Origin of the sequence: Vibrio nitrifigilis (genome assembly GCF_015686695.1) — a bacterium.
GTDB lineage: Bacteria > Pseudomonadota > Gammaproteobacteria > Enterobacterales > Vibrionaceae > Vibrio > Vibrio nitrifigilis.
This window is the reverse complement of sequence record NZ_JADPMR010000001.1, coordinates 1,715,493-1,735,584: the sequence shown is the minus strand read 5'-3', so window position 1 is coordinate 1,735,584 and position 20,092 is coordinate 1,715,493. Positions and strand designations below refer to the sequence as shown.

The window sequence follows — 20,092 nt, the reverse complement described above, 5'->3', positions numbered from 1 at the left end:
CTTCGATGACATAAAAAAGGAGCCGTTTACACGGCTCCTTTTTATTGAAACAAATATAAATACTTGTCTTTACAGTAAGTTGATTGAAACTGTTAGCGAGTATGTTTCTACGTTATCACCATCAACCATGTAATTCATGAAGTTCGCGCCCACAGATATTGGACCAAAGACTTCGTAGTCAGCACCAACCCCATACATAGTGTCATAGCCATCATCACCGTTATCGTGAGAATAAGAAGAATCCCATTTATGAAGACCCGCTTTGCCGTACACTTGCAGTGGGCCAAAGTTAATACTTGGTTTTACAGCCACGTAAGTATCATCGATTGTTAAACCGCCAGAGTTACTGAAATCTTCAAATTTGTTGTAACCCGCTTCGACACCAATAAGAGGTAGAAGGCCTGTACCAACATGCACGTTATATGCTGTACCTGACTCACCATTCAAATCAGCCGTACCTACTGAAGCACCGCCATAAACCCATGAATCAGCAAATGCTGAAGTAGATGCACCGATCAGAGCCAATGCTAGTAATGTCTTTTTCATGATTAACCTTCTCTATTTAAGTGCGGCAAAGGTTGTAATCGGCCATCCTTTGCCACATATCCCGCCAGATTATAGTGATATATCAGGAAGATGCAAATCCCATACCTAACATTCATCTATCGCGTTTTTAATTCGCTTATCTGAGACTGGATAAGGCGTTCCAAGCTGCTGAGCAAAGTAACTCACTCGCAACTCTTCAATCATCCAGCGGATCTCTTTAACTTTTTCCGGTACGACCATTCCTTTCGGTATCTTATTCAAGAGTTCCTGATAATCGTTAGTCACGGATTCTATTTTTAGCATGTGCAACCGATCTTTATTAGGATCGATCGGTAATTTCTCCATACGACGCTCGATTGCTTTCATATAGCGTAGGATATCCGGCAGACGTTTCCAACCACACTCCGTAGCGAAGCCTTTAAAAATGAGACCTTCGATTTGTGCTTTGATGTCTGAAAGCGCAAATGCCATAGAAAAGTCGATCTTCCCTTTCAGTCGTTTATTGATATTAAACGCTGTCGTCAAAATACTTTCTACCTGCTGCGCAATGTCCACAACTGTATCGCCGAGTTCGCCACGAATTTGTTCCTTCAATGCTTCAAACTGTTCTGGCTCCCAAACAATGCCACCGTGCTGTTCAATCAGTTTATCGACCCCACATGCGATGCAATCATCAATCAAATCGAGAACTTTACCGTAGGGGTTAAAATACAGTCCAAGTTTTGATTTATTTGGTAAATTCGCATGTAAGTATTTGATTGGTGATGGAACATTAAGTAACACTAAACGGCGCTGACCTTGCTGCATCACACTATGCTGTTCTTGTTCGGTTTCGAATAGTTTAATTTCGACACTGTCTTTGTTATCTACCAGCGCTGGGTAAGCTTTAACATCGAAGCCCCCACGTTTTTGCTGGTAAACACGCGGCAACTCACCAAATGACCAAGTGTGAAGATCTTTTTGCTCGATATCATCGTCTGCGACTTTTGATAAGGTTTCTTGCACCTTCTCTTTTAAGCTCTCTTTTAGCTCAAATAAATCTTTGTTTTCTTTAAGCTTACGATTGCGATGGTCGACTGCACGAAACGTCACTTTCAAGTGCTCTGGTATCTGGTCCCATTTCCAATCTTCACGTAATACTTCGACACCAGTCATGCGGCGCAACTCTTTTTCTAGCGCATCGAGCAGCGGTAATTCCATCGGTTTGACACGAGCGAGAAACGCATCGGCGTAGTTAGGCGCTGGAACAAAGTTTTTGCGTAGCGTCTTTGGTAGCGATTTAATCAAACTCACCACCAACTCATGACGTAGCCCTGGAATCTGCCAATCAAATCCTTGGGGTTCAACCTGGTTTAAGATAGGTAATGGAATATGAACTGTGACACCGTCACTATCTTCTCCCGGCTCAAATTGGTAGCTGAGCTTAAGTTTGAGTCCGTCTTGATACCAGAAATTCGGGTAATCAAGCTCAGTGACATGGCTTGCATCCCCTTTAACCAGCATCTCTTTTTCAAAGTTAAGAAGTTCCGGTGTGTCTTTGGAAACTTTTTTCCACCATGTATCAAAGTGACGCCCCGAAACTACATCAGTACCGATTCGTTGATCGTAGAACTGGAACAGTTCTTCATCGTCGACCAAAATATCACGCCGACGAGATTTATGTTCAAGCTCTTCCACTTCATGCAGCAATGCGCGGTTTTGTTTAAAGAAAGCGTGTTTCGTTTCCCATTCACCTTCCACCAGCGCGCTGCGGATAAAGATTTCACGGCTGACGGCTGAATCAATATTGCCGTAATTCACTAGGCGTTTGGCCACGATAGGAATACCAAATAGCATCACTTTTTCATGAGCCATAACCGCCGCACGTTTTTTCGACCAATGCGGCTCACTGTAACTACGTTTAATCAGATGTTTTGCCAGCGGCTCTACCCATTCAGGTTGAATTTTAGCCACCACACGAGCCCAAAGTTTCGATGTTTCAACCAGCTCTGCTGACATCACCCATTTAGGCTGTTTCTTAAAGAGTCCTGAAGCAGGGAAAATATGATAACGAGCATTGCGCGCACCTTGATACTCGTTTTTCTCTTGATCTTTAAGGCCTATATGTGAAAGTAAACCCGTTAAAATCGCAGTGTGAACACCTTGATAACTGCCCGGCTCAGTATTGAGTTTGCCGCCCATGTCACGCATTGCTTGATGCAATTGGGTATACACATCTTGCCACTCACGAATACGCAGATAGTTCATGTATTCTTCTTTTACATGGCGGCGGAACTGGTTGTTACTCAGTTCCTTTTGTTTCTTCTGCAGGTATTCCCACAAGTTAACAAAAGTTAAGAAATCGGAGTCTTCATGGAAGAAACGGCGATGCTTATCGTCAGACGATTGCTTTTTATCACTTGGGCGTTCACGCGGATCTTGAATCGATAACGCCGATGCAATAATCATGATTTCTTTCAAACAGCCCATTTTAGGTGCTTCGAGAACCATACGCGCTAAACGCGGATCAATCGGTAAATTGGCTAATTGACGCCCCATTGTCGTCAATACTTTTACCTTCTTGTCGCCTTTGGTCTTTTCACTGATCGCACCAAGCTCATCAAGTAATCGAACACCATCTTGGATGTTGCGTTTATCTGGCGCTTCAACGAACGGAAACGCTTCGATATCACCTAAGCCCAATGCCGTCATCTGTAAGATAACCGAGGCTAAGTTGGTACGTAAAATTTCTGGGTCAGTAAATTCAGAGCGGGCATTGAAATCCTCTTCTGAATAAAGGCGGATACAGATCCCCTCTTCAACACGACCACAACGGCCTTTACGCTGGTTGGCACTGGCTTGAGAAATACGTTCGATCGGTAAGCGCTGCACTTTCGTGCGATAACTGTAACGACTAATACGCGCGGTACCTGGGTCAATCACATACTTAATACCCGGAACCGTTAACGATGTTTCGGCCACGTTGGTTGAAAGCACAATGCGGCGTCCTGCATGCGGCTGAAATATCTTATTTTGTTCGCCGGCAGACAAACGCGCATACAATGGCACTATTTCGGTATCACGCAGTTTCATTTTACCTAGCGCGTCAGCAGTATCACGAATTTCACGCTCACCACTCATAAACACCAAAATATCACCCAAACCTTCATCGCACAGTTCTTCTACCGCTTGCTTGATGCCCTCTAACTGATCGTGGTCACTTTCACTCTCTTCTTCACCACCTAATGGGCGATAACGGGTTTCTACAGGATAAGTTCGGCCAGAGACTTCAATGATAGGTGCATCATAAAAATGCTCTGAGAATCGTTCGGGATCAATAGTCGCTGAAGTAATGATGACTTTTAAATCAGGGCGACGTGGTAATAACTGTTTTAGATAGCCCAAAATAAAATCGATGTTCAACGAGCGCTCATGAGCTTCATCGATAATGATGGTGTCGTATTGATTCAAAAAACGATCATTTTGAATCTCCGCCAACAAAATACCATCGGTCATCAGTTTAATTTGCGTTTGATCAGACACTTGATCGCTAAAACGCACTTTATAACCAACAACATCTCCCATTTGGGTTTGCATCTCTTCTGCAATACGATTTGCAACAGAGCGAGCCGCCAGACGACGTGGCTGAGTGTGACCAATTAAACCAAATTGACCACGGCCGAGTTCGGCACAAATCTTAGGAATTTGCGTCGTTTTACCTGAGCCGGTTTCACCCGCAATGATCACGACTTGGTTATTTTCAATCGCTTCTGCGATGTCATCTTTCTTTTGACTGACTGGCAGCAGTTCAGGATATTCCAACGTCACAGTTCTTTGCTGACGCTGCTGAACCACCATCATTGATTTGGCGATATCGAGAGCGATTTCATCAAATACGGCACTACGCGCTTCGTTATTTTTAATTTTACTTGCGCCGTTTATGCGTTTGCTGAGACGAAAACGATCTTTAATCAAACATTGATTAAGTGCTTGTTTAAGGGACTTTGCACTATTGGCCTGCGCATGTGCAGGCTTGTCTGAGTTGACTTGAGAATGAGTCAAAGCGCTTCCTATTTATTCTGTTGAAACAAAAATCTGCGCGGATTGTAACACAGAGTTGCAAGTGCTAAACCCGTTGTCACAAAATCAAACGTGCCATATTGCAATGTAATATCACTCAATCGAATGATAAATGCATTAATTAAACAGAATTAAGCTTGTTAATAAACAGTAAGTTGCGGATAATCATAGAGTCTATATTCGAAAAAGTTGAACATGTTAAGCAAGTTTACCTACTTAAGATGCTTCTAACGCAACGATATGATGACACCATCAACGACACAATAATGAAACGGATAAGGAAACACACTATGTCTCGTGTATTAGCACTTAAATCAAGCATTCTTGGTGAATATTCTCAATCAAGCAAACTTCTAGACGAGTACCTTGCTCAATTTGATAAAGAGCAAACCACTCTACGTGACCTAGCTGCAAATCCACTTCCTGTTTTGGATTTTTCAGTTGTGAACGCACTTGGTTCTGCTGGTAACGCAGATCAAACAGCAGAACAAAAAGAAGTCGTTGCTTTATCTGATACGCTAATCGAAGAATTGAAAGCAGCAGACACACTTGTGATCGCAGCACCAATGTATAACTTCACCGTACCAACTCAGCTTAAAAACTGGTTTGATTTAATCGCTCGCGCTGGCGTGACTTTCCAATACTCTGAAAATGGCCCAGAAGGTCTGATCAAAGGTAAGAAAGCGGTCGTTATCACAACTCGTGGCGGCATTCATAAAGATGCACCGCAAGACATCGCAACCGCTTACCTAAAAACTATTCTAGGTTTCATTGGTATCACTGATGTGGAATTTGCTTACGCTGAAGCACTAAACATGGGCGACGAAAACCTAGCAAAAGGCCTAGAAACAGCAAAAGCTGAACTAAGCGCTATCAGCCTATAAGGCAATATCGGTCAACCACCGTTAGTCAAAGGTCATCATCGTGATGGCCTTTATTATTTTTTCCCATCAGCGAACGCTGTCCTACCTATTTTGTCGAAAAACCGCCGCAAAGTTTGCTCAAACAGTTATTGCGTGCTTATGTTTATATGAGACAAACCGATACACTTTCTATTACAATACTTTTTCTTTACTCACTAAGTGATTCGATACTGTGAAAGCGTCTGAACTTAAAGCACTATTACACACTCTTCCTGACGGTAATGACCCCGAGTTAGTTACTGGCGATATCTGGTTGCCTGAACAACTCGTCAATGCTTATAGCCATGATGATTTCCTCTTTTTAGATTTCGACAATGCGCCAGAAGAAGAACAAGGTGAAGAAGAAGGTCGGGGGTTTGTTGAACATGAAGTCGAACTTATCAGACAACAAATTGCACGAATCTTACAAGAAGACAGCGGACAAAAGGCAAAAACTGAGGCATTATTAGCTCTGCTTTTGGTTGCTCATGAGCGTACCAGTGCTGAATTCATTGAAATGTTGGGCTCCATCATTTTTGAAGAAGGAACCCCAGCTGAATAGGAGTTTCGATTGCCTCAAGACCATTCCCCATCGCTTCCTCTGCTACTCGTTGGCCCTATTATTAGAAAATGCTCATCCGATGAAGTGGTGATTTGGCTTGCCACTTCCGAAGAGTTACAAGGTAACGTTGAACTGTTTAGCAGGAGCAGTAGTGATGAAAAGTCGCAGCAACAAACCCCATTTTTCTCCGCCTCTATCGAGGAAACAGTTGAAACTGCTTGCCCGAACCGTTTTCAAATTGGGTCTAAGGCATGGATTTATCTACTGCGTTTACCCTGTCAGTTAACACCTGATACCCACTACTATTATGACATCAACACGCAACATGGTCCGTTAAGTCAACTCTATCCCCACCTCTGCTATGAAGGTGAAGCAAAACCGTATTTTCGTTTTACTGGCCGCGCTGATTACATCTTGCATGGCTCGTGTCGCAACCCGCATGATCCTTGTAAAGATGCGCTGCATACAGTGAGTAAAAAAGTCGCTCAACAGTTACCACACGAACGCCCCGACCTTTTCATGATGAGTGGCGATCAAATATACGCTGATCATGTTGCAGGCCCTATGCTCGCGGCTATTCACCGCGTCATTTCCGAGTTAGGACTATATGATGAAACGTTTGATAAAGCCGATTTTACTGACAGTAAAGCGCTCTACCAACATCCAAGCAGTTATTATGGGCGCAAAGACTTATTACCAACATTTAATGCCCAAAACACACCTTTAAAAGGGGGCAAAAATCGGGCAATTTTCACCTCGACCGACAGTGATAATCACCTGATAAGTTTTGCCGAGTTTGCCGCTATGTATCTCTTAGTCTGGTCCCCTACGTTATGGGATAACCTATCACTATTAGAGAGCCAACATTATCGTACCATTTTTGAGAGTTTACCTTCGGCCACTCAACAAGAATGGCAAACAGAGTGGTCTGCCCTTAATCAGTTTTATCGTGGTCTTCACGATATTCAACGCATGCTCGCTCATCTACCCACATATATGATTTTTGATGATCATGATGTCACCGACGATTGGAACCTAACAGCAGGTTGGGAATATGCCGCGATGCATCAACCGCTGGCGAAACGTATCATTGGTAATGCTTTGATGGGGTATTGGTTCTTTCAAGGTTGGGGAAATTGCCCTGAGCAGTTCGATAATGAATTTTTCGCTACAGTTAAGCAATACGCTCATCAGCCTACAAAGGAGCACCATGATCAGTTCATTGCTAACCTATACGATTATGAGCATTGGCATTACACCACAGATACATCGCCAAAGATGATTGTGTTAGATACTCGAACTCAACGGTGGCGCTCAGAATCCAATTTAAACCGCCCCTCCGGTTTGATGGATTGGGAGGCATTAATGGAACTACAGCAAAATATTCTCCATCAAGAGAAAGTATTGATTGTGTCTGCCGCGCCTATATTCGGCGTTAAGTTCATTGAAACGCTGCAACGTATCATGACTTGGTTTGGCAAACCCTTGATGGTCGATGCAGAAAACTGGATGGCTCACCCCGGCAGTGCCAATACCTTGTTAAGCATTTTTACGCACAGTAAAACACCAACGAACTATGTTATTTTGTCTGGCGATGTGCACTACTCTTTTGCTTATGACATCCACCTGCGCTCGCGTAAATCGAGCCCTAATATATTTCAAATCACGTGTAGTGGGTTTAAGAACCAATTCCCAGAACCATTATTGACCCTCTGTGATTATGCCGATACCCTTTTATATAGCCCACGTTCGCCATTAAACTGGTTCACTAAACGTAAACGGCTTAAAATTCGTAAACGTCATCCTGACCAAGAAAAATATCGCCACTTAGTGAACTCTGCAGCAGTCGGAGAACTCAAATTAGATAAAGAGGGCAAACCTTCATATGTCGGTATTATCACTAGCTCGGGCCATGAAGTGGTCTTTGCCCCGACTGTACCAAAATGAAGTTCATCGGGCTTGATATAGTTGTAAATAATCACCATTTACATAATGCTTAACAAGCAACAACTCAAAAAGATAGAAAGCAGTATTAGCTGCTGCAACCAAGTCAACAAACAAAACAAGGTGTCGCTTTATGTTTAACTCGTTACATTCTCTCTTTAAACAATTACTTGAGGGAACCGATCTTAGCCAACAAAGCCAAAACCCCAATTTTGCTATTGCCTGTTTGCTGGCTGAAGTGGCGGGTGCCGATCACGATATCAATCAACAAGAGCACGACGCTAAGTTGGAACTGCTCAAGAAGCTGCTTAATGTTAGCGACAGTGACGCTCAAGCACTGATCACTCAAGCCGATGAACAGATTAAACAATCCGCCTCTCTGTATGAATTTACGACTCAATTGCGCGAATTGTCTCAAGAAGCCCGTTTTGATTTAATCAAAGCCATGTGGGAAGTTGCTCACGCCGATGGTGAGATAGACCCGCTTGAAGATGCCGTCATTCGTAAAGCAGCAGAACTGCTTTATGTTGATCACGGTGAATTTATTCGTGCGAAGTTATTAGTGACAGAGAAAGGCAAGAAATAGCGCGATTTTTCTTAGAGCTAGAACTTAAGGCAAAAAAAAAAGGAAAGCGCATGATCAGTGAGCTTTCCATAAACCAGTAAATGGGATCGTTATTATATTGTCACTCGGACGAGTATGCATACGATACAAAGTGAATGTGTCTTTTTCATGACCCTGATTAGACAGTTTTGTGACAATATAATGCGGTATTAAAGAATCGCCAAAGCAAGCTTAGCCAAATTATAAGCATCAACATACCCACTATGCTGACGACCTTCCCAGTCGATACCTAAAGACTCTTGCGCAGCACGGTGGCCAATACGCTTGTCTTTTAATCGGTGTTGAATCCGATACAACGTCGCTAAATTCAAGAACTCTTTAAATGGCGCATCAATCCCTTTAGCTTCACATTCTTTAAGAAGAATTAAGTCATCCCGCCCCCAAGAAGCGTAAATCTTCTTTGGACCACCGAAATTTTTTATCATAGATTGAATCACTTGCGCTAAGGGTCGCCCCTGTTTTTCAATTTTACGTGGTGTAATTCCTGTTAACTCAACACAAAACAGTGAAATGTCATCGTGTTCAGGTTTTACGTAATATTGCGCTCGTTTTACAATTTCTCCAGCACTGAGATCAACCTCAGCTAGACCAACTTCAATGATTTCCCCGGTGCTACCTACTCCGTTTTCATTCCAACAGCACATTTCCAAATCGAAGCATACGACACGGTTATGGTTCATCGGTTAATCCAATCCTTTCATAACATTCTAAAAAGGGACGATTCTACCTGAGACGCTCTATCAATCCAACGCTCAATTAACCTAATATCCGCGCAAATTAGATGGACTTGTGGCCCATTTATCCAAAAAGTAGCATAACCAAGATCGCAGATATGTCTAAAAGATACGCTATCAACCTCAATTCGTCAGGTTTGAGTGAATTTCTCCGCGCGTCATAAGTGGAATATGTTACTATCAGCGCATAGTTATCCCATGAATAATCTGTCTGTTACCGTAAACGTTGAGCTTACGCTAGCAGCTTAAATCTGTAGAGAATTCAAAATGAACTTCGATTTAACTTTGATTCCAACCACCTTCGATATGGTACATGCGGGACTCGCTGCATCTACTGTTGCTCTATTTATCTACGCGATCGCTAAAAAAGGCAAAGTCAGCGAAAAGATCATTGAAAAGCCAGTTGAGAAAATCGTCGAAGTTGAGAAACCAGTTGAAAAAATTGTTGAAGTAGAAAAAGTCGTCGAAGTTGAAAAAGTGGTAGAGAAAGTGGTCGAAGTTGAATCTAAACTTGCGACAGCTCCTACTGATTCAGCTTTACAACTATTATCACTGTTCCAGCAAGAGGCTCGTCTTATCGACTTTTTACAAGAAGATGTGACTCAATTTTCTGATGAAGAAGTGGGCGCCGCTGCACGCGTGATCCACTCTGGTGGTAAAAAAGTATTGGATGAATACTTAACGCTTGCGCCAGTACGTAACGAAGAAGAAGAGACTCGCGTTACAATAAATGAAGGGTTTAATCCTCAATCTGTACGACTAACAGGCAATGTAACCGGTCAGGCTCCTTTTACGGGCACACTGATTCACAAAGGTTGGCAAGCAACAGAGGTCAATCTGCCTAAGCTAGCTGAAAACTATGACGCCTCTATCGTTGCACCAGCAGAGGTAGAGTTGTAATGGATCAACAAGCGACATTTAGCGTCGGTATCGATTTAGGCACCACACACTGCGTTCTTTCGTACCTTAATCTTCAAGAAGAAGGCGCTCAAGTACAGGTGATGCCTATCGCACAAATGACAGCCCCCGGTACAGTCGAAAGCCGCTCACAATTAGGTTCTTTTTTATATCAACCCCATGAACATGAAATGGCGACTAACGCGCGTCGCTTACCATGGACAGATGAACCTAACGCTCTAGTTGGTGCCATTGCACGCAACCTCGGTGCAAAAACACCGATTCGTTTAGTGGCAAGTGCAAAATCATGGCTATGCCATGGCGGTGTGAACCGTCGCCAAGCATTTTTGCCAGCAGGTAGCCCTGAAGAAGTAGAAAAAGTATCGCCATTACGCGCGACCGAGCTCTACCTTGATCACTTGCAACAGGCATGGAATCATCAAAATCCGCAGTATCCATTGAATACCCAAGATGTCACTATCACGGTTCCCGCTTCTTTTGACCCAGCGGCGCGTGATCTTACCGCAGAAGCAGCGCGTAATATTGGCTTAACCAATATTACGCTGTTAGAAGAACCTCAAGCAGCGTTATACCACTGGATTGATCACACTCAAGATGCTTGGCGTACACAGGTTAATGTCGGAGACATCGTTCTTGTTATCGATATTGGTGGTGGTACCAGCGATTTATCATTGGTCGAAGTCACCGAGGAAAATGGTAACTTAGCGCTTAACCGAATTGCTGTAGGCGAACATATCCTACTTGGTGGCGACAACATGGATTTAGCCTTAGCGTATCGCCTGAAAATGAAATTGGCGCAGCAAGGTAAAGAGTTGCAACCTTGGCAAATTCAAGCCATGTCTCACGCCTGCCGCGATGCAAAAGAAACGTTACTCAGTGTTAATGACACTCAATCTGTGCCAATTGTCGTACCAAGCCGTGGCTCAAAACTGCTTGGTAGTACGTTAAAAACCGAATTGACCCGTGAAGAAGTGGAACAAACCATTGTGGAAGGTTTCTTCCCTCTGGTGACCATTAATGATCACCCAATTCAAAAACCTCGTGGCGCACTGACTCAGATGGGTCTACCTTATGCGCAAGACGCTGGTATCACACGTCACATCGCTGCATTCTTGACCAAACAGGCTAATGCGCAAGGTGGTCAAAGTGAAGCGGACAGCATGCCTTTCCCGATGCCAGGTATGCCAACCCCACCAGCCGATTTTATTAAACCTAATAAGGTGCTCCTAAATGGTGGTGTGCTGAAATCATCACTTCTGGCGGAACGCTTACTGACCACAATTAACAGTTGGTTAATTGAAGCGTCTGAAGAAGATGCCATCATGCTTGAAGGCTCAGACCTCGATCTTTCTGTTGCGAGCGGTGCGGCCTATTATGGTTCGGTTCGCCGTGGTGACGGTGTACGTATTCGTGGGGGTATCGCCTCTTCATACTACGTGGGAATTGAAAGCGCAATGCCTGCCATCCCAGGTATGCCAGCACCAATGGAAGCGCTGTGTGTGGCTCCCTTTGGCATGGAAGAAGGCAGTGAAATTAACGTACCGAGCCAGCAATTTGGTCTTGTTATCGGTCAGCCGGTTCACTTCCAATTTTATGGTTCCACGGTACGTCGAGATGATGAAGCCGGTACCCACCTTGATTATTGGACGCCACAAGAGCTTGAAGAGTTACCCGAAATCCAAGTCACTCTCCCCGTCTCAGAAGGTCGTCATGAAGGCGAAGTGGTCCCTGTTACTCTACAATCAAGAGTGACAGAGCTAGGTACACTTCAACTTCACGCTGTCGCAGTCGACAACCAACAACGTTGGCATGTCGAGTTTGATGTCCGTGATGTCGCTGAGTCAGGCTCAGATCTAGACGTTTAATCAATGATCTTCGGCGCCTTTATGGCGCCGTTTATTTTATGGGTATACCAACCGACTCGTGTCACCAATTAACGAGGTCATTATGACAACTCCCCAATTTCTTGTCGGCATTGACTTAGGCACAACCAATACGGTAGTTGCATTTTGTGAGTTGACCGATAACCTGCAGCAACAGCAAGTTGAACTGTTTCCTATCGACCAATTAATCGGGCCAGGCGAAGTGGTACGTAAACCACTATTGCCCTCCTTTCGATACCATCCAGCACACCATCAGTTTTCTCCCAGCGACACCACATTACCCTGGCACAACCAACCCGTGGAGGGTGATTTAGACAATGCAATTATTGGTGAGTGGGCCCGTGAGCTCGGTGCGAAAGTCGAAGGTCGCCAAGTATCCAGTGCCAAAAGTTGGTTATCACATACGGGCGTAGACCGCACACAGCCTATATTACCTTGGGCTGGAGCGAATGATGTGGATAAAGTCTCCCCCATTATTGCCAGCGCCAGTTATTTAAATCACATTCGCCAAGCGTGGAATTATCGCCACCCTAGCCACCCACTGGAGCAACAAGAGGTCGTGGTAACCGTGCCAGCCTCATTTGACGAATCCGCTCGTAAATTTACCTTAGAAGCGGCTAAACTGGCTGGCTTAGCTCATATTTTATTATTAGAAGAACCACAAGCCGTCTGTTACGACTGGTATGCACGCCATCTAGACAGTGCGCAAGAAGAGCTGAGTCATGTCCCCCTCATCTTAGTTTGTGATGTAGGTGGCGGGACAACAGATTTAAGCTTGATCAGTGCACAAATGAATAACGATTCGTTAAGCCTTGACCGTATTGGCGTTGGCGACCACCTTATGCTGGGTGGGGATAATTTGGATTTAGCATTAGCCCACCTATCCGAACAACGCTTTCAGCAAAACAAAAAGCTTAACGCTGCGTCGCTAACTAAACTGATTCAGCAAACCCGTAAAGCCAAAGAGCAACTTTTGTCATCTGATGCACCTGAGCAGGTTAAAATCACCCTGCTTGGCAGTGGTTCAAAACTCCTTGGTGGCACCAAAAGTGTCGAGTTATCTAAACAGGAAGTTCATCAAATCGCTCTCGAAGGGTTTTTCCCGATCAGCCAACTTGACGACGTACCAGACAAACGCCGCAGTGCGATGGTTGAATTTGGATTGCCCTATGTTGCCGATCCTGCCGTCAGTAAACATATTGCCGAGTTTATTCATCAACACCAAGCGGTATCACGCCAAGCGCTGCATAGCGACGATACCAAACCTGCAGTACCTGTTGGATTACTGTTTAATGGCGGTGTATTCAATAGTGATTTAATCCGCTCACGTTTAACTGAGCTATTGAGTCACTGGCGTGGCGAAGAGGTCAATGTATTAGACAACCCTCATCCGGATTGGTCTGTAGCCCTAGGGGCTGTGGCATATGGCAAAGCTAGGCGCGGTGCACAGCTCAAAATAGGTGGTGGTGCAGCTCGTTCTTATTTCCTTCACCTTCCAGAGAAAAAGCAGCGCTCCAAGGCGTTGTGTTTGCTAGCGAAAGGAACCGAAGAAAGTCAGGAAATTCGTTTAACCAGTCGACGTTTTTCACTCACTTTAGGCGAACCAGTACGTTTTAACCTACTGACGTCAACCCATGATGAAATTCAACCAGGCACTAAAGTACAAAATGGTCTTTTAACGCCCGTCGATGCCGATAAATTTCAGCCTCTGCCTCCATATATCACTACGTTAGCTGGCGACGATAACTCAGAGTTACAAGCCAACCAAAAACAGCGTGTTGAAGTACAGTTAGCATGTCAGCTAACAGAAGTGGGCACCTTAAAAATGGAATGTGTCAGTATAGAAGATGACAATCAACGATGGTCGCTCGAATTTGAAGTTCGTGGTCAACACAGCGACAGTTTAGCGCTCGACCAACAAGAAATATCTAACCAAGTACGACACGCCCAAGAGTTAATCAGCCGCTTATATAGTGGTAACAAAACGAGCGCCGACCCTAAAGAAATTAAGACGCTTAATAAAACGTTAGAGAAAACATTAGGAAAACGTGAGACGTGGGATTTTACAACGCTACGACATCTGTTTGATACCTTTGCACTGGGGCGTAAGCGTCGACGTCGCTCGGAACAACATGAAAAACATTGGTTTAGATTAGCAGGCTATACCTTACGTCCAGGGTTTGGTGCCCCAACCGACAGTTGGCGCCTTGAACAGATATGGCCGATTTATCAGCAAGGCCTACAGTTTCCAAGCCATGCATCGTGGAGTGATTGGTGGACATTCTGGCGACGTATTGCTGGAGGCTTAGATCAAGAACAGCAAGAAACCCTATTGGCTGATATTGCTAAATATCTTCATCCTGGCGCCGCTCGTAACGCGAAAACAGGGAAAGATGCCCAAGACAAAAGCTACGAAGCTATGGTACGACTTGCGGCATCACTAGAGCATTTAGAAATCGATGATAAAGTATTGCTTGCCACTTGGTTTATGAAAAAAGCGCTTAATCAAACGGAGTTTCAATCTGCACATTGGTGGGCACTAGGCCGATTAGGCTCTCGTGTACCCCTGTATGGCAGTGCTCATAATGTTATTCCCCGAGAACAAATCGAGCAGTGGCTACCTAAGCTACTCGAACAAGATTGGAATGAAGAACAGATGATCGCCTTTGCTACCGTGATGATGTGCCGTAAAACGGGCGATCGCACACTGGATATTCGCGACGACCTGAGTGATTCAGTGTTAGAAAAACTCACGCACAGTAAAGTGCCTGAATCGTGGCATAGTTTAGTCAGCGAGGTCAAAGAACTGAGTGAAAGTGAGTCGAAACGTGCTTATGGTGATGCTTTACCCAGTGGATTAATTCTCCTGCAGTAATCGTATATCGCACTACCAATCTTACCCAAAAGCCAAGTCTAAACTTGGCTTTTTTCTATAAACAAACTAATTGATTACGCCCACGGGATTTTGCCTCATATAGTGCTTCATCTGCTTTAGCGAAACTGCGTGCTAATTGCTCAAAATGATTGCTCTTTAATTCCGCAACACCAAGACTTACCGTAATTTGCACAATGTCCCCTTCGATAGGAATCTGATGCGCAGCGACCTCAGAACGAAACTGTGACAATTTTGCATACACCCGTGAGCAACTTTGTTGATGGAAAAGAATGGCAAACTCTTCCCCACCAAACCTTGCCACCAAATCATTTTGAAAAGTGAGGTCCAACAATTGGGCGACTTCTTCTAACACAATATCACCTTGTAAATGGCCATACTGATCGTTGATTGGCTTAAAATGATCGATATCGATAACCGCAATATAGTAAGGGCCGAGATTTTGACTCAATACATCTTTGGCGCGTTCTTCAAAATAGTGGCGATTGTATAGCCCCGTTAACTTATCGTGGATCGCCTGCTTATAATGAAGTTCTATTTTATCGAATAATAATAGTGACAATATCGATGCTAACTGGATAAATGTGACAACATTTTGCGCAACAATCACACCACCAACAAAATAAATCGGTTTTTCTGAAATAAAAAAGCACAGTGACGGTAGCAAGCTCATCACAGAAGAGGACAATAACCCGTAGGTCAATACCTTATCCGCTAACTTTCCTGGAGTACGGTTTTTGTAAGCGACGTATGCGGCATAGCCGAATACGACAGCCAGACTTACACCCGCAACATATACGCGCACATGAAATTGGTTAGGATGTTTCAAAACCATCCAATACATAAATGTGGTAAATAAGGAGACATGAACTACTGCACACAGGCGAACGAAACAACATGCTTTTCGTTCGTACCAAAACAACACACCAAGTAGCATTAAATAGGTATTCGTTTGATAGGCAAAGTTATTTATCATGACAACGATACGTATATCAATCCACTCTCGTGATAAAGTTGAAGCGTAAGCAATTCCAAAAAGAAAGCAGTAAATAATAAACCAGTTCGCAGCCATGCGTTTATGCTGGGTGAACTGACCACGTAGTAAAAGCAAAAATATGCAGGCAATAAAACAACATAGCGAGTTGTTGATTACCGTTGCTAAGCGTAGTACATCGATGTCTGCCAAGTTCATTTCATTCCCAAAACACAAATATCAATAACATGGATAAAAAACGCGCTAATCATACACAAAAACATGACGTTTTTCCCAAATTTTAATGAAATAAATGATATTTTTGTAAAAACTGATACGTTATTGAGACAATTGACTGATAAAGAATGAATTTTCACTTCTGATTATTGACAAACTTGGCCATTATTCTACTGATAGCACACGTTGCTAGAGAGCCACTATTAGTGGCATCATTGAATTTGGTCGGAACTTATTGAAGACCCTATAAATCTCATGTCATAAGATCATTTGAGTATATTGATAAAAATAACAGAATCTTTACACGGTTATTCACTGAATCCATAAGCAAATGCGTTAGTATCACTTTAAGGTTTCGCAACTTGATTATGGGAACGTTACCGAAAGATAAATGTCTATAGTTGAGAATTATTTAATTTTTAATACAATGACGAGCAATTAATTCTTCGTTTACTCGCAATTGAATGATTAATCGATTTAGAATATGCGAACTCGCTCACACAGAGTAAGAATAACTAAGATAGAATGAAGAGCAATGGCACGATTCCATTTCTCTAATTTAACCGTCATTGCTTTATTTACTATTTCCTGATCATTTCACATTTTGTGATTAGGTTTTTTCATTAACGAAAACAAATCCGTTACAGCCAATGAGTCCAGATAAATTTACCAATGTCTATCGACTACCCGGTTCAATTCAGGTACGCATCGCAAAATGGCAAGCGACCTTTAGAGGTACGTCAGACTTAGTGCTTCATAAAGCACTTTCAGAACGCAATAAGCAGTATCGTAATAATGATTTTCTGCCTAAAGGCTGGTGTCTTGTTCCCTTTACAGAAGAAGAGATATCCATTACCCATCATGGCCGTTATATTCAGACCACTATTCTAACCATGATTGATCGTAAAGTGGCTTATAAACGTATTTATTTGTCTCGAATGCCACTGGAAGAGGCTGAGCAACGTTTAAAAGCGTTTAAATTAGAATGGATGCGTAAATATAATCGGGTTGTTAAACGCTACAACCAAATCAAAAAGAAAGAGTTTATAAATCTTGCACGGGAAGAGCTAGAAACACTCTACCCTTCGATTCCGAAAGGCACATTTGATAAGACATTATGGAATAAGTTAGTGCACTCCGAATTAGGCGCACCGAAGAAATTTTCTAATCCTTATTACGTTAAAAAAGCAGATGTTTAACATCGCTTAATGACTTGCTAAGCTAAGTGACACAGCGCAGTTGGGTTACCCCAACTGCGCTTGTTCGATCTCATCCATAAGAGCACAGCAATAAGAACCATCCCTCTTGCTTTTTGCTTGATACATAGCTTGGTCGGCAGCCTTAATAAGCTGCACAGCATCATTGCCTTGTAACGGATAGAGAGAAATACCAATGCTTGCACCAACCCTCGTCACTGAGCCATCTTTTAATTCGATTGGTTGAGTCAGTTCATCGATAAGTTGTAATGCCTTTTCTTTAACGCCTTGGTAATCATTGAGCAAGTCAAGGCAAACAATAAATTCATCACCACCAAAACGACCACAAAAGTCAGACTCACGCAGATTCGCATTTAACCGTTCTGCAATCGTGACGATCACTTTATCTCCGGCATCGTGACCAAAATTATCGTTAACGTGTTTAAATTTATCCAGATCAATGAACAACACGGCCAACTTTAAGTGAGTACGTCTTGCCTGAATAATCGCTTTATTAAGGTTATCTTTCAGTGCGCGACGATTATATAAGCCAGACAGCGCATCTTTTTCTGACAAAAACCGTAGTCGTTCCTTCTGTTTTTGTAGTTTGTAAGTCTGCCTTTCTACCTCACTTTGAAGTTCTTCTTTCGAATACGTCGTATTCTGTAGTGAAACTTTCATCTGGTTAAAGAATTTAGCTAAGGTAACAAATTCTGAATCCAAATTGTGGTGTGACAAACGGCTGTCTAAGTCGCCTTTGGCAAGATCTGATATACCTTGTTTCATTAACGTGAAACCGTGTTTGAATCTTCTGAGGATCATAAAAGCAAGGCTACATACGATAACCCCTAATATGACCTGTTGTATTAACGCAGAGACGACAGAGAAACTTTGATTTTTATTGCTCTTTTCTAACACCATTTGTTGTAAATAAATGAGCTCTTCAGTCATATTTTGTACAATCATATTATATCGAGAGTGTAACAGTTCACTGGTACCAACAAATCGGGTTAAAGAAGATGTCACGAACCTTTTATCTCGGGCCACCATGGTTCTTTCTTGCGTTAGTAACGTGGCTAAGCTGTTATTCATCTTAATCAGCTTATCTACCCTAAAGGTCACATCGACTGGTGATTTTAACGTTGCATCTAATTTCTTTTGCGCTTTGTATACCTGTTCTAAACTTTTTTGATCGTCATATTGTAGAAAAACCCACAATTGACTGCGTAATCCGTCTACATCTCGTTGAATTTCAGTAATCCGTTGTAACTCGACAAATGTTGTATTTTGTTCATACCACAAATTACCGATAGAAAAAGCAATAAACCCAACGAGTAAGATGGCAGAAACAAACAAAATCGTTAATTTTTTTGTTATGGAATTGATCATTATTTGACGACCTCACCTTGCTCAAGCCGAATCAGTTGCTTTAAAGCATGTGAATCTAAAAAGTTACGATAGTCTGGCATCATTCCAGAAACCAATTTATTATCCATCGCCCACCGCGCTTGTAGTTCTAAATTTGTCAGAATTGAATTGCCCAACGACAAACGGAATGAGTAATCTTGCCAAGACCAATCCAATTGACGCTGTTCTAACCCCAATTTACTTGCTATGACCTGCTGCGCTTTATCCGGATGCTGATCTATCCACAAATTAGCAGCCCTCAATGCCTCCAAGATGGCAAGATCCTGCGCTTGTCTGTGTTTAGTGTCATCCTTCATTGCGATTAGGTTAAAGGATAAATCATATATGCCTGCTAAGCCTAAATTCGTGACCTCTTTATCAACCCCCATTTTGATTTTGTATCCCCAAGGTTCCCAAACCGAAATCGCATCAACACTATGGTTAATCAATGCTTGATCCAAACGTTCAGGAGGGTAGTAAATTTTAGTTACCTCGTCGGTATTCAGCCCTGATGCAATAAGCACTGAGTCTAAATAAAACTCACTTGCACTGGCTTTGATAACCCCAATTTTTTTACCCACCAGATCACTAATGTGTTCTGCTCCGTTGTGGGCAAATGCCAGCAACTTGACATCATTATCAGAGCTCACAAAACTCGTCACTATGGCAAAGTCGTCGCGATGAAAGCTGCGAAACATCACCACAGATTCAGACGCGGTAGCGTATTCGACATGGTGATTAAAGAGGTCATTAACACATGCCACTCCGCCATTACATGGAACTAATTCAACATTGAGCCCTTGTAATTTGAACAAACCAAGACTTTTGGCGACGATAAGTGGTGAAGAAAGAGGAGTTTGAGACACGCCAATTTTGATGGGCTGGGATTGAACAGGTTTATTATTGCCAATAGGCGCTCCCAGCCTTCGTATCGTTAAGACTGCAATAATAATGACCAATAATCCGATGAGCCACCCAAGTTTAATCACTTGTCGACGTGTCATGCTTACCTCACGCACTAGCCAGAGTGAAAGTTAGCTTTGCTTGAAATTAGTTTAGTAAGGATCGGCTTGTCTGCTACTACCAAAGTTATAAATCGATAACCCAAAGTGGGTAATTCATAGATTTAAGACACAAATGCAACGAGCGACATAAAAATATTGAACTAGCAGCATATAATCTGGAAATGACTCCCACGAATAAATCGCGCCAC

General features: G+C 42.9%; 14 protein-coding genes. 8 read left to right on the top strand and 6 right to left on the bottom strand.

The genetic code is table 11. The features are described from left to right. Window positions 1-69: 69 nt before the first annotated feature. Together I1A42_RS07660 and hrpA are read right to left on the bottom strand one after the other, a co-directional pair. Window positions 70-546, bottom strand: a complete 477-nt coding sequence (locus I1A42_RS07660) for an outer membrane beta-barrel protein (RefSeq protein ID WP_196123112.1) — start codon at window positions 544-546, stop codon at window positions 70-72. 105 nt (window positions 547-651) lie between these two features. Further along, on the bottom strand, window positions 652-4,587 hold the full coding sequence (gene hrpA / locus I1A42_RS07655) for an ATP-dependent RNA helicase HrpA (protein WP_196123111.1): 3,936 nt from the start codon (window positions 4,585-4,587) through the stop codon (window positions 652-654). Between the two features lie 308 nt (window positions 4,588-4,895). Between hrpA and I1A42_RS07650 the strand changes: the two genes are divergently transcribed. The 4 genes from I1A42_RS07650 to I1A42_RS07635 all read left to right on the top strand — a co-directional run bounded on the left by I1A42_RS07650 (window position 4,896) and on the right by I1A42_RS07635 (window position 8,599). After that, the gene (locus I1A42_RS07650) at window positions 4,896-5,489 is read left to right on the top strand and encodes an FMN-dependent NADH-azoreductase (protein WP_161157905.1); all 594 of its coding nucleotides are present in this window, start codon (window positions 4,896-4,898) and stop codon (window positions 5,487-5,489) included. Between the two features lie 211 nt (window positions 5,490-5,700). Then, entirely contained in the window at window positions 5,701-6,069 is a 369-nt protein-coding gene (locus tag I1A42_RS07645; RefSeq protein WP_161157904.1) for a VC1380 family protein, read from the top strand. A gap of 9 nt (window positions 6,070-6,078) precedes the next feature. After that, window positions 6,079-8,016 carry an alkaline phosphatase D family protein gene (locus I1A42_RS07640; RefSeq protein WP_196123110.1) on the top strand — a complete coding sequence of 646 codons (1,938 nt, stop codon included), beginning with the start codon at window positions 6,079-6,081 and terminating at the stop codon, window positions 8,014-8,016. Between the two features lie 130 nt (window positions 8,017-8,146). Beyond that, window positions 8,147-8,599: a tellurite resistance TerB family protein gene (locus tag I1A42_RS07635; RefSeq protein ID WP_161157902.1), complete on the top strand. Its 453-nt coding sequence runs from the start codon at window positions 8,147-8,149 to the stop codon at window positions 8,597-8,599. A gap of 188 nt (window positions 8,600-8,787) precedes the next feature. Here the strand turns inward: I1A42_RS07635 and I1A42_RS07630 are convergent, their stop codons facing one another. Beyond that, window positions 8,788-9,318: a 3'-5' exonuclease gene (locus I1A42_RS07630; RefSeq protein WP_161157901.1), complete on the bottom strand. Its 531-nt coding sequence runs from the start codon at window positions 9,316-9,318 to the stop codon at window positions 8,788-8,790. Window positions 9,319-9,639: 321 nt separating this feature from the next. Here I1A42_RS07630 and I1A42_RS07625 point away from each other — a divergent pair, with 321 nt between their 5' ends. From I1A42_RS07625 to I1A42_RS07615, 3 genes are all read left to right on the top strand, one after another. Beyond that, entirely contained in the window at window positions 9,640-10,272 is a 633-nt protein-coding gene (locus I1A42_RS07625; protein ID WP_196123109.1) for a DUF2760 domain-containing protein, read from the top strand. After that, window positions 10,272-12,155, top strand: a complete 1,884-nt coding sequence (locus tag I1A42_RS07620; protein WP_196123108.1) for an Hsp70 family protein — start codon at window positions 10,272-10,274, stop codon at window positions 12,153-12,155. The genes I1A42_RS07625 and I1A42_RS07620 overlap by 1 nt, the downstream gene beginning before the upstream one ends. An 82-nt stretch (window positions 12,156-12,237) precedes the next feature. After that, window positions 12,238-15,048 (top strand): Hsp70 family protein, encoded by a 2,811-nt coding sequence (locus tag I1A42_RS07615; protein ID WP_196123107.1) that lies wholly within the window; start codon window positions 12,238-12,240, stop codon window positions 15,046-15,048. 55 nt (window positions 15,049-15,103) lie between these two features. Here I1A42_RS07615 and I1A42_RS07610 read toward each other — a convergent pair whose 3' ends face one another. Next, the gene (locus tag I1A42_RS07610; protein WP_196123106.1) at window positions 15,104-16,258 is read right to left on the bottom strand and encodes a GGDEF domain-containing protein; all 1,155 of its coding nucleotides are present in this window, start codon (window positions 16,256-16,258) and stop codon (window positions 15,104-15,106) included. Between the two features lie 668 nt (window positions 16,259-16,926). Here I1A42_RS07610 and I1A42_RS07605 point away from each other — a divergent pair. Then, on the top strand, window positions 16,927-17,475 hold the full coding sequence (locus tag I1A42_RS07605; protein WP_161157896.1) for an MSHA operon transcriptional regulator: 549 nt from the start codon (window positions 16,927-16,929) through the stop codon (window positions 17,473-17,475). Window positions 17,476-17,520: 45 nt separating this feature from the next. Here I1A42_RS07605 and I1A42_RS07600 read toward each other — a convergent pair whose 3' ends face one another. Then, window positions 17,521-18,861, bottom strand: a complete 1,341-nt coding sequence (locus I1A42_RS07600; RefSeq protein ID WP_161157895.1) for a GGDEF domain-containing protein — start codon at window positions 18,859-18,861, stop codon at window positions 17,521-17,523. Next, window positions 18,861-19,883 (bottom strand): ABC transporter substrate-binding protein, encoded by a 1,023-nt coding sequence (locus tag I1A42_RS07595; protein WP_196123105.1) that lies wholly within the window; start codon window positions 19,881-19,883, stop codon window positions 18,861-18,863. The genes I1A42_RS07600 and I1A42_RS07595 overlap by 1 nt, the downstream gene beginning before the upstream one ends. Window positions 19,884-20,092 lie beyond the last annotated feature (209 nt).

Excerpts from the sequence above, each read along its gene's own strand:
- I1A42_RS07660 (WP_196123112.1), bottom strand. The coding sequence starts at position 546 with ATGAAAAAGACATTACTAGCATTGGCTCTGATCGGTGCATCTACTTCA.
- I1A42_RS07650 (WP_161157905.1), top strand. The coding sequence starts at position 4,896 with ATGTCTCGTGTATTAGCACTTAAATCAAGCATTCTTGGTGAATATTCT.
- I1A42_RS07635 (WP_161157902.1), top strand. The coding sequence starts at position 8,147 with ATGTTTAACTCGTTACATTCTCTCTTTAAACAATTACTTGAGGGAACC.
- I1A42_RS07630 (WP_161157901.1), bottom strand. The coding sequence starts at position 9,318 with ATGAACCATAACCGTGTCGTATGCTTCGATTTGGAAATGTGCTGTTGG.
- I1A42_RS07625 (WP_196123109.1), top strand. The coding sequence starts at position 9,640 with ATGAACTTCGATTTAACTTTGATTCCAACCACCTTCGATATGGTACAT.
- I1A42_RS07620 (WP_196123108.1), top strand. The coding sequence starts at position 10,272 with ATGGATCAACAAGCGACATTTAGCGTCGGTATCGATTTAGGCACCACA.
- I1A42_RS07615 (WP_196123107.1), top strand. The coding sequence starts at position 12,238 with ATGACAACTCCCCAATTTCTTGTCGGCATTGACTTAGGCACAACCAAT.
- I1A42_RS07610 (WP_196123106.1), bottom strand. The coding sequence starts at position 16,258 with ATGAACTTGGCAGACATCGATGTACTACGCTTAGCAACGGTAATCAAC.
- I1A42_RS07605 (WP_161157896.1), top strand. The coding sequence starts at position 16,927 with ATGAGTCCAGATAAATTTACCAATGTCTATCGACTACCCGGTTCAATT.
- I1A42_RS07600 (WP_161157895.1), bottom strand. The coding sequence starts at position 18,861 with ATGATCAATTCCATAACAAAAAAATTAACGATTTTGTTTGTTTCTGCC.
- I1A42_RS07595 (WP_196123105.1), bottom strand. The coding sequence starts at position 19,883 with ATGACACGTCGACAAGTGATTAAACTTGGGTGGCTCATCGGATTATTG.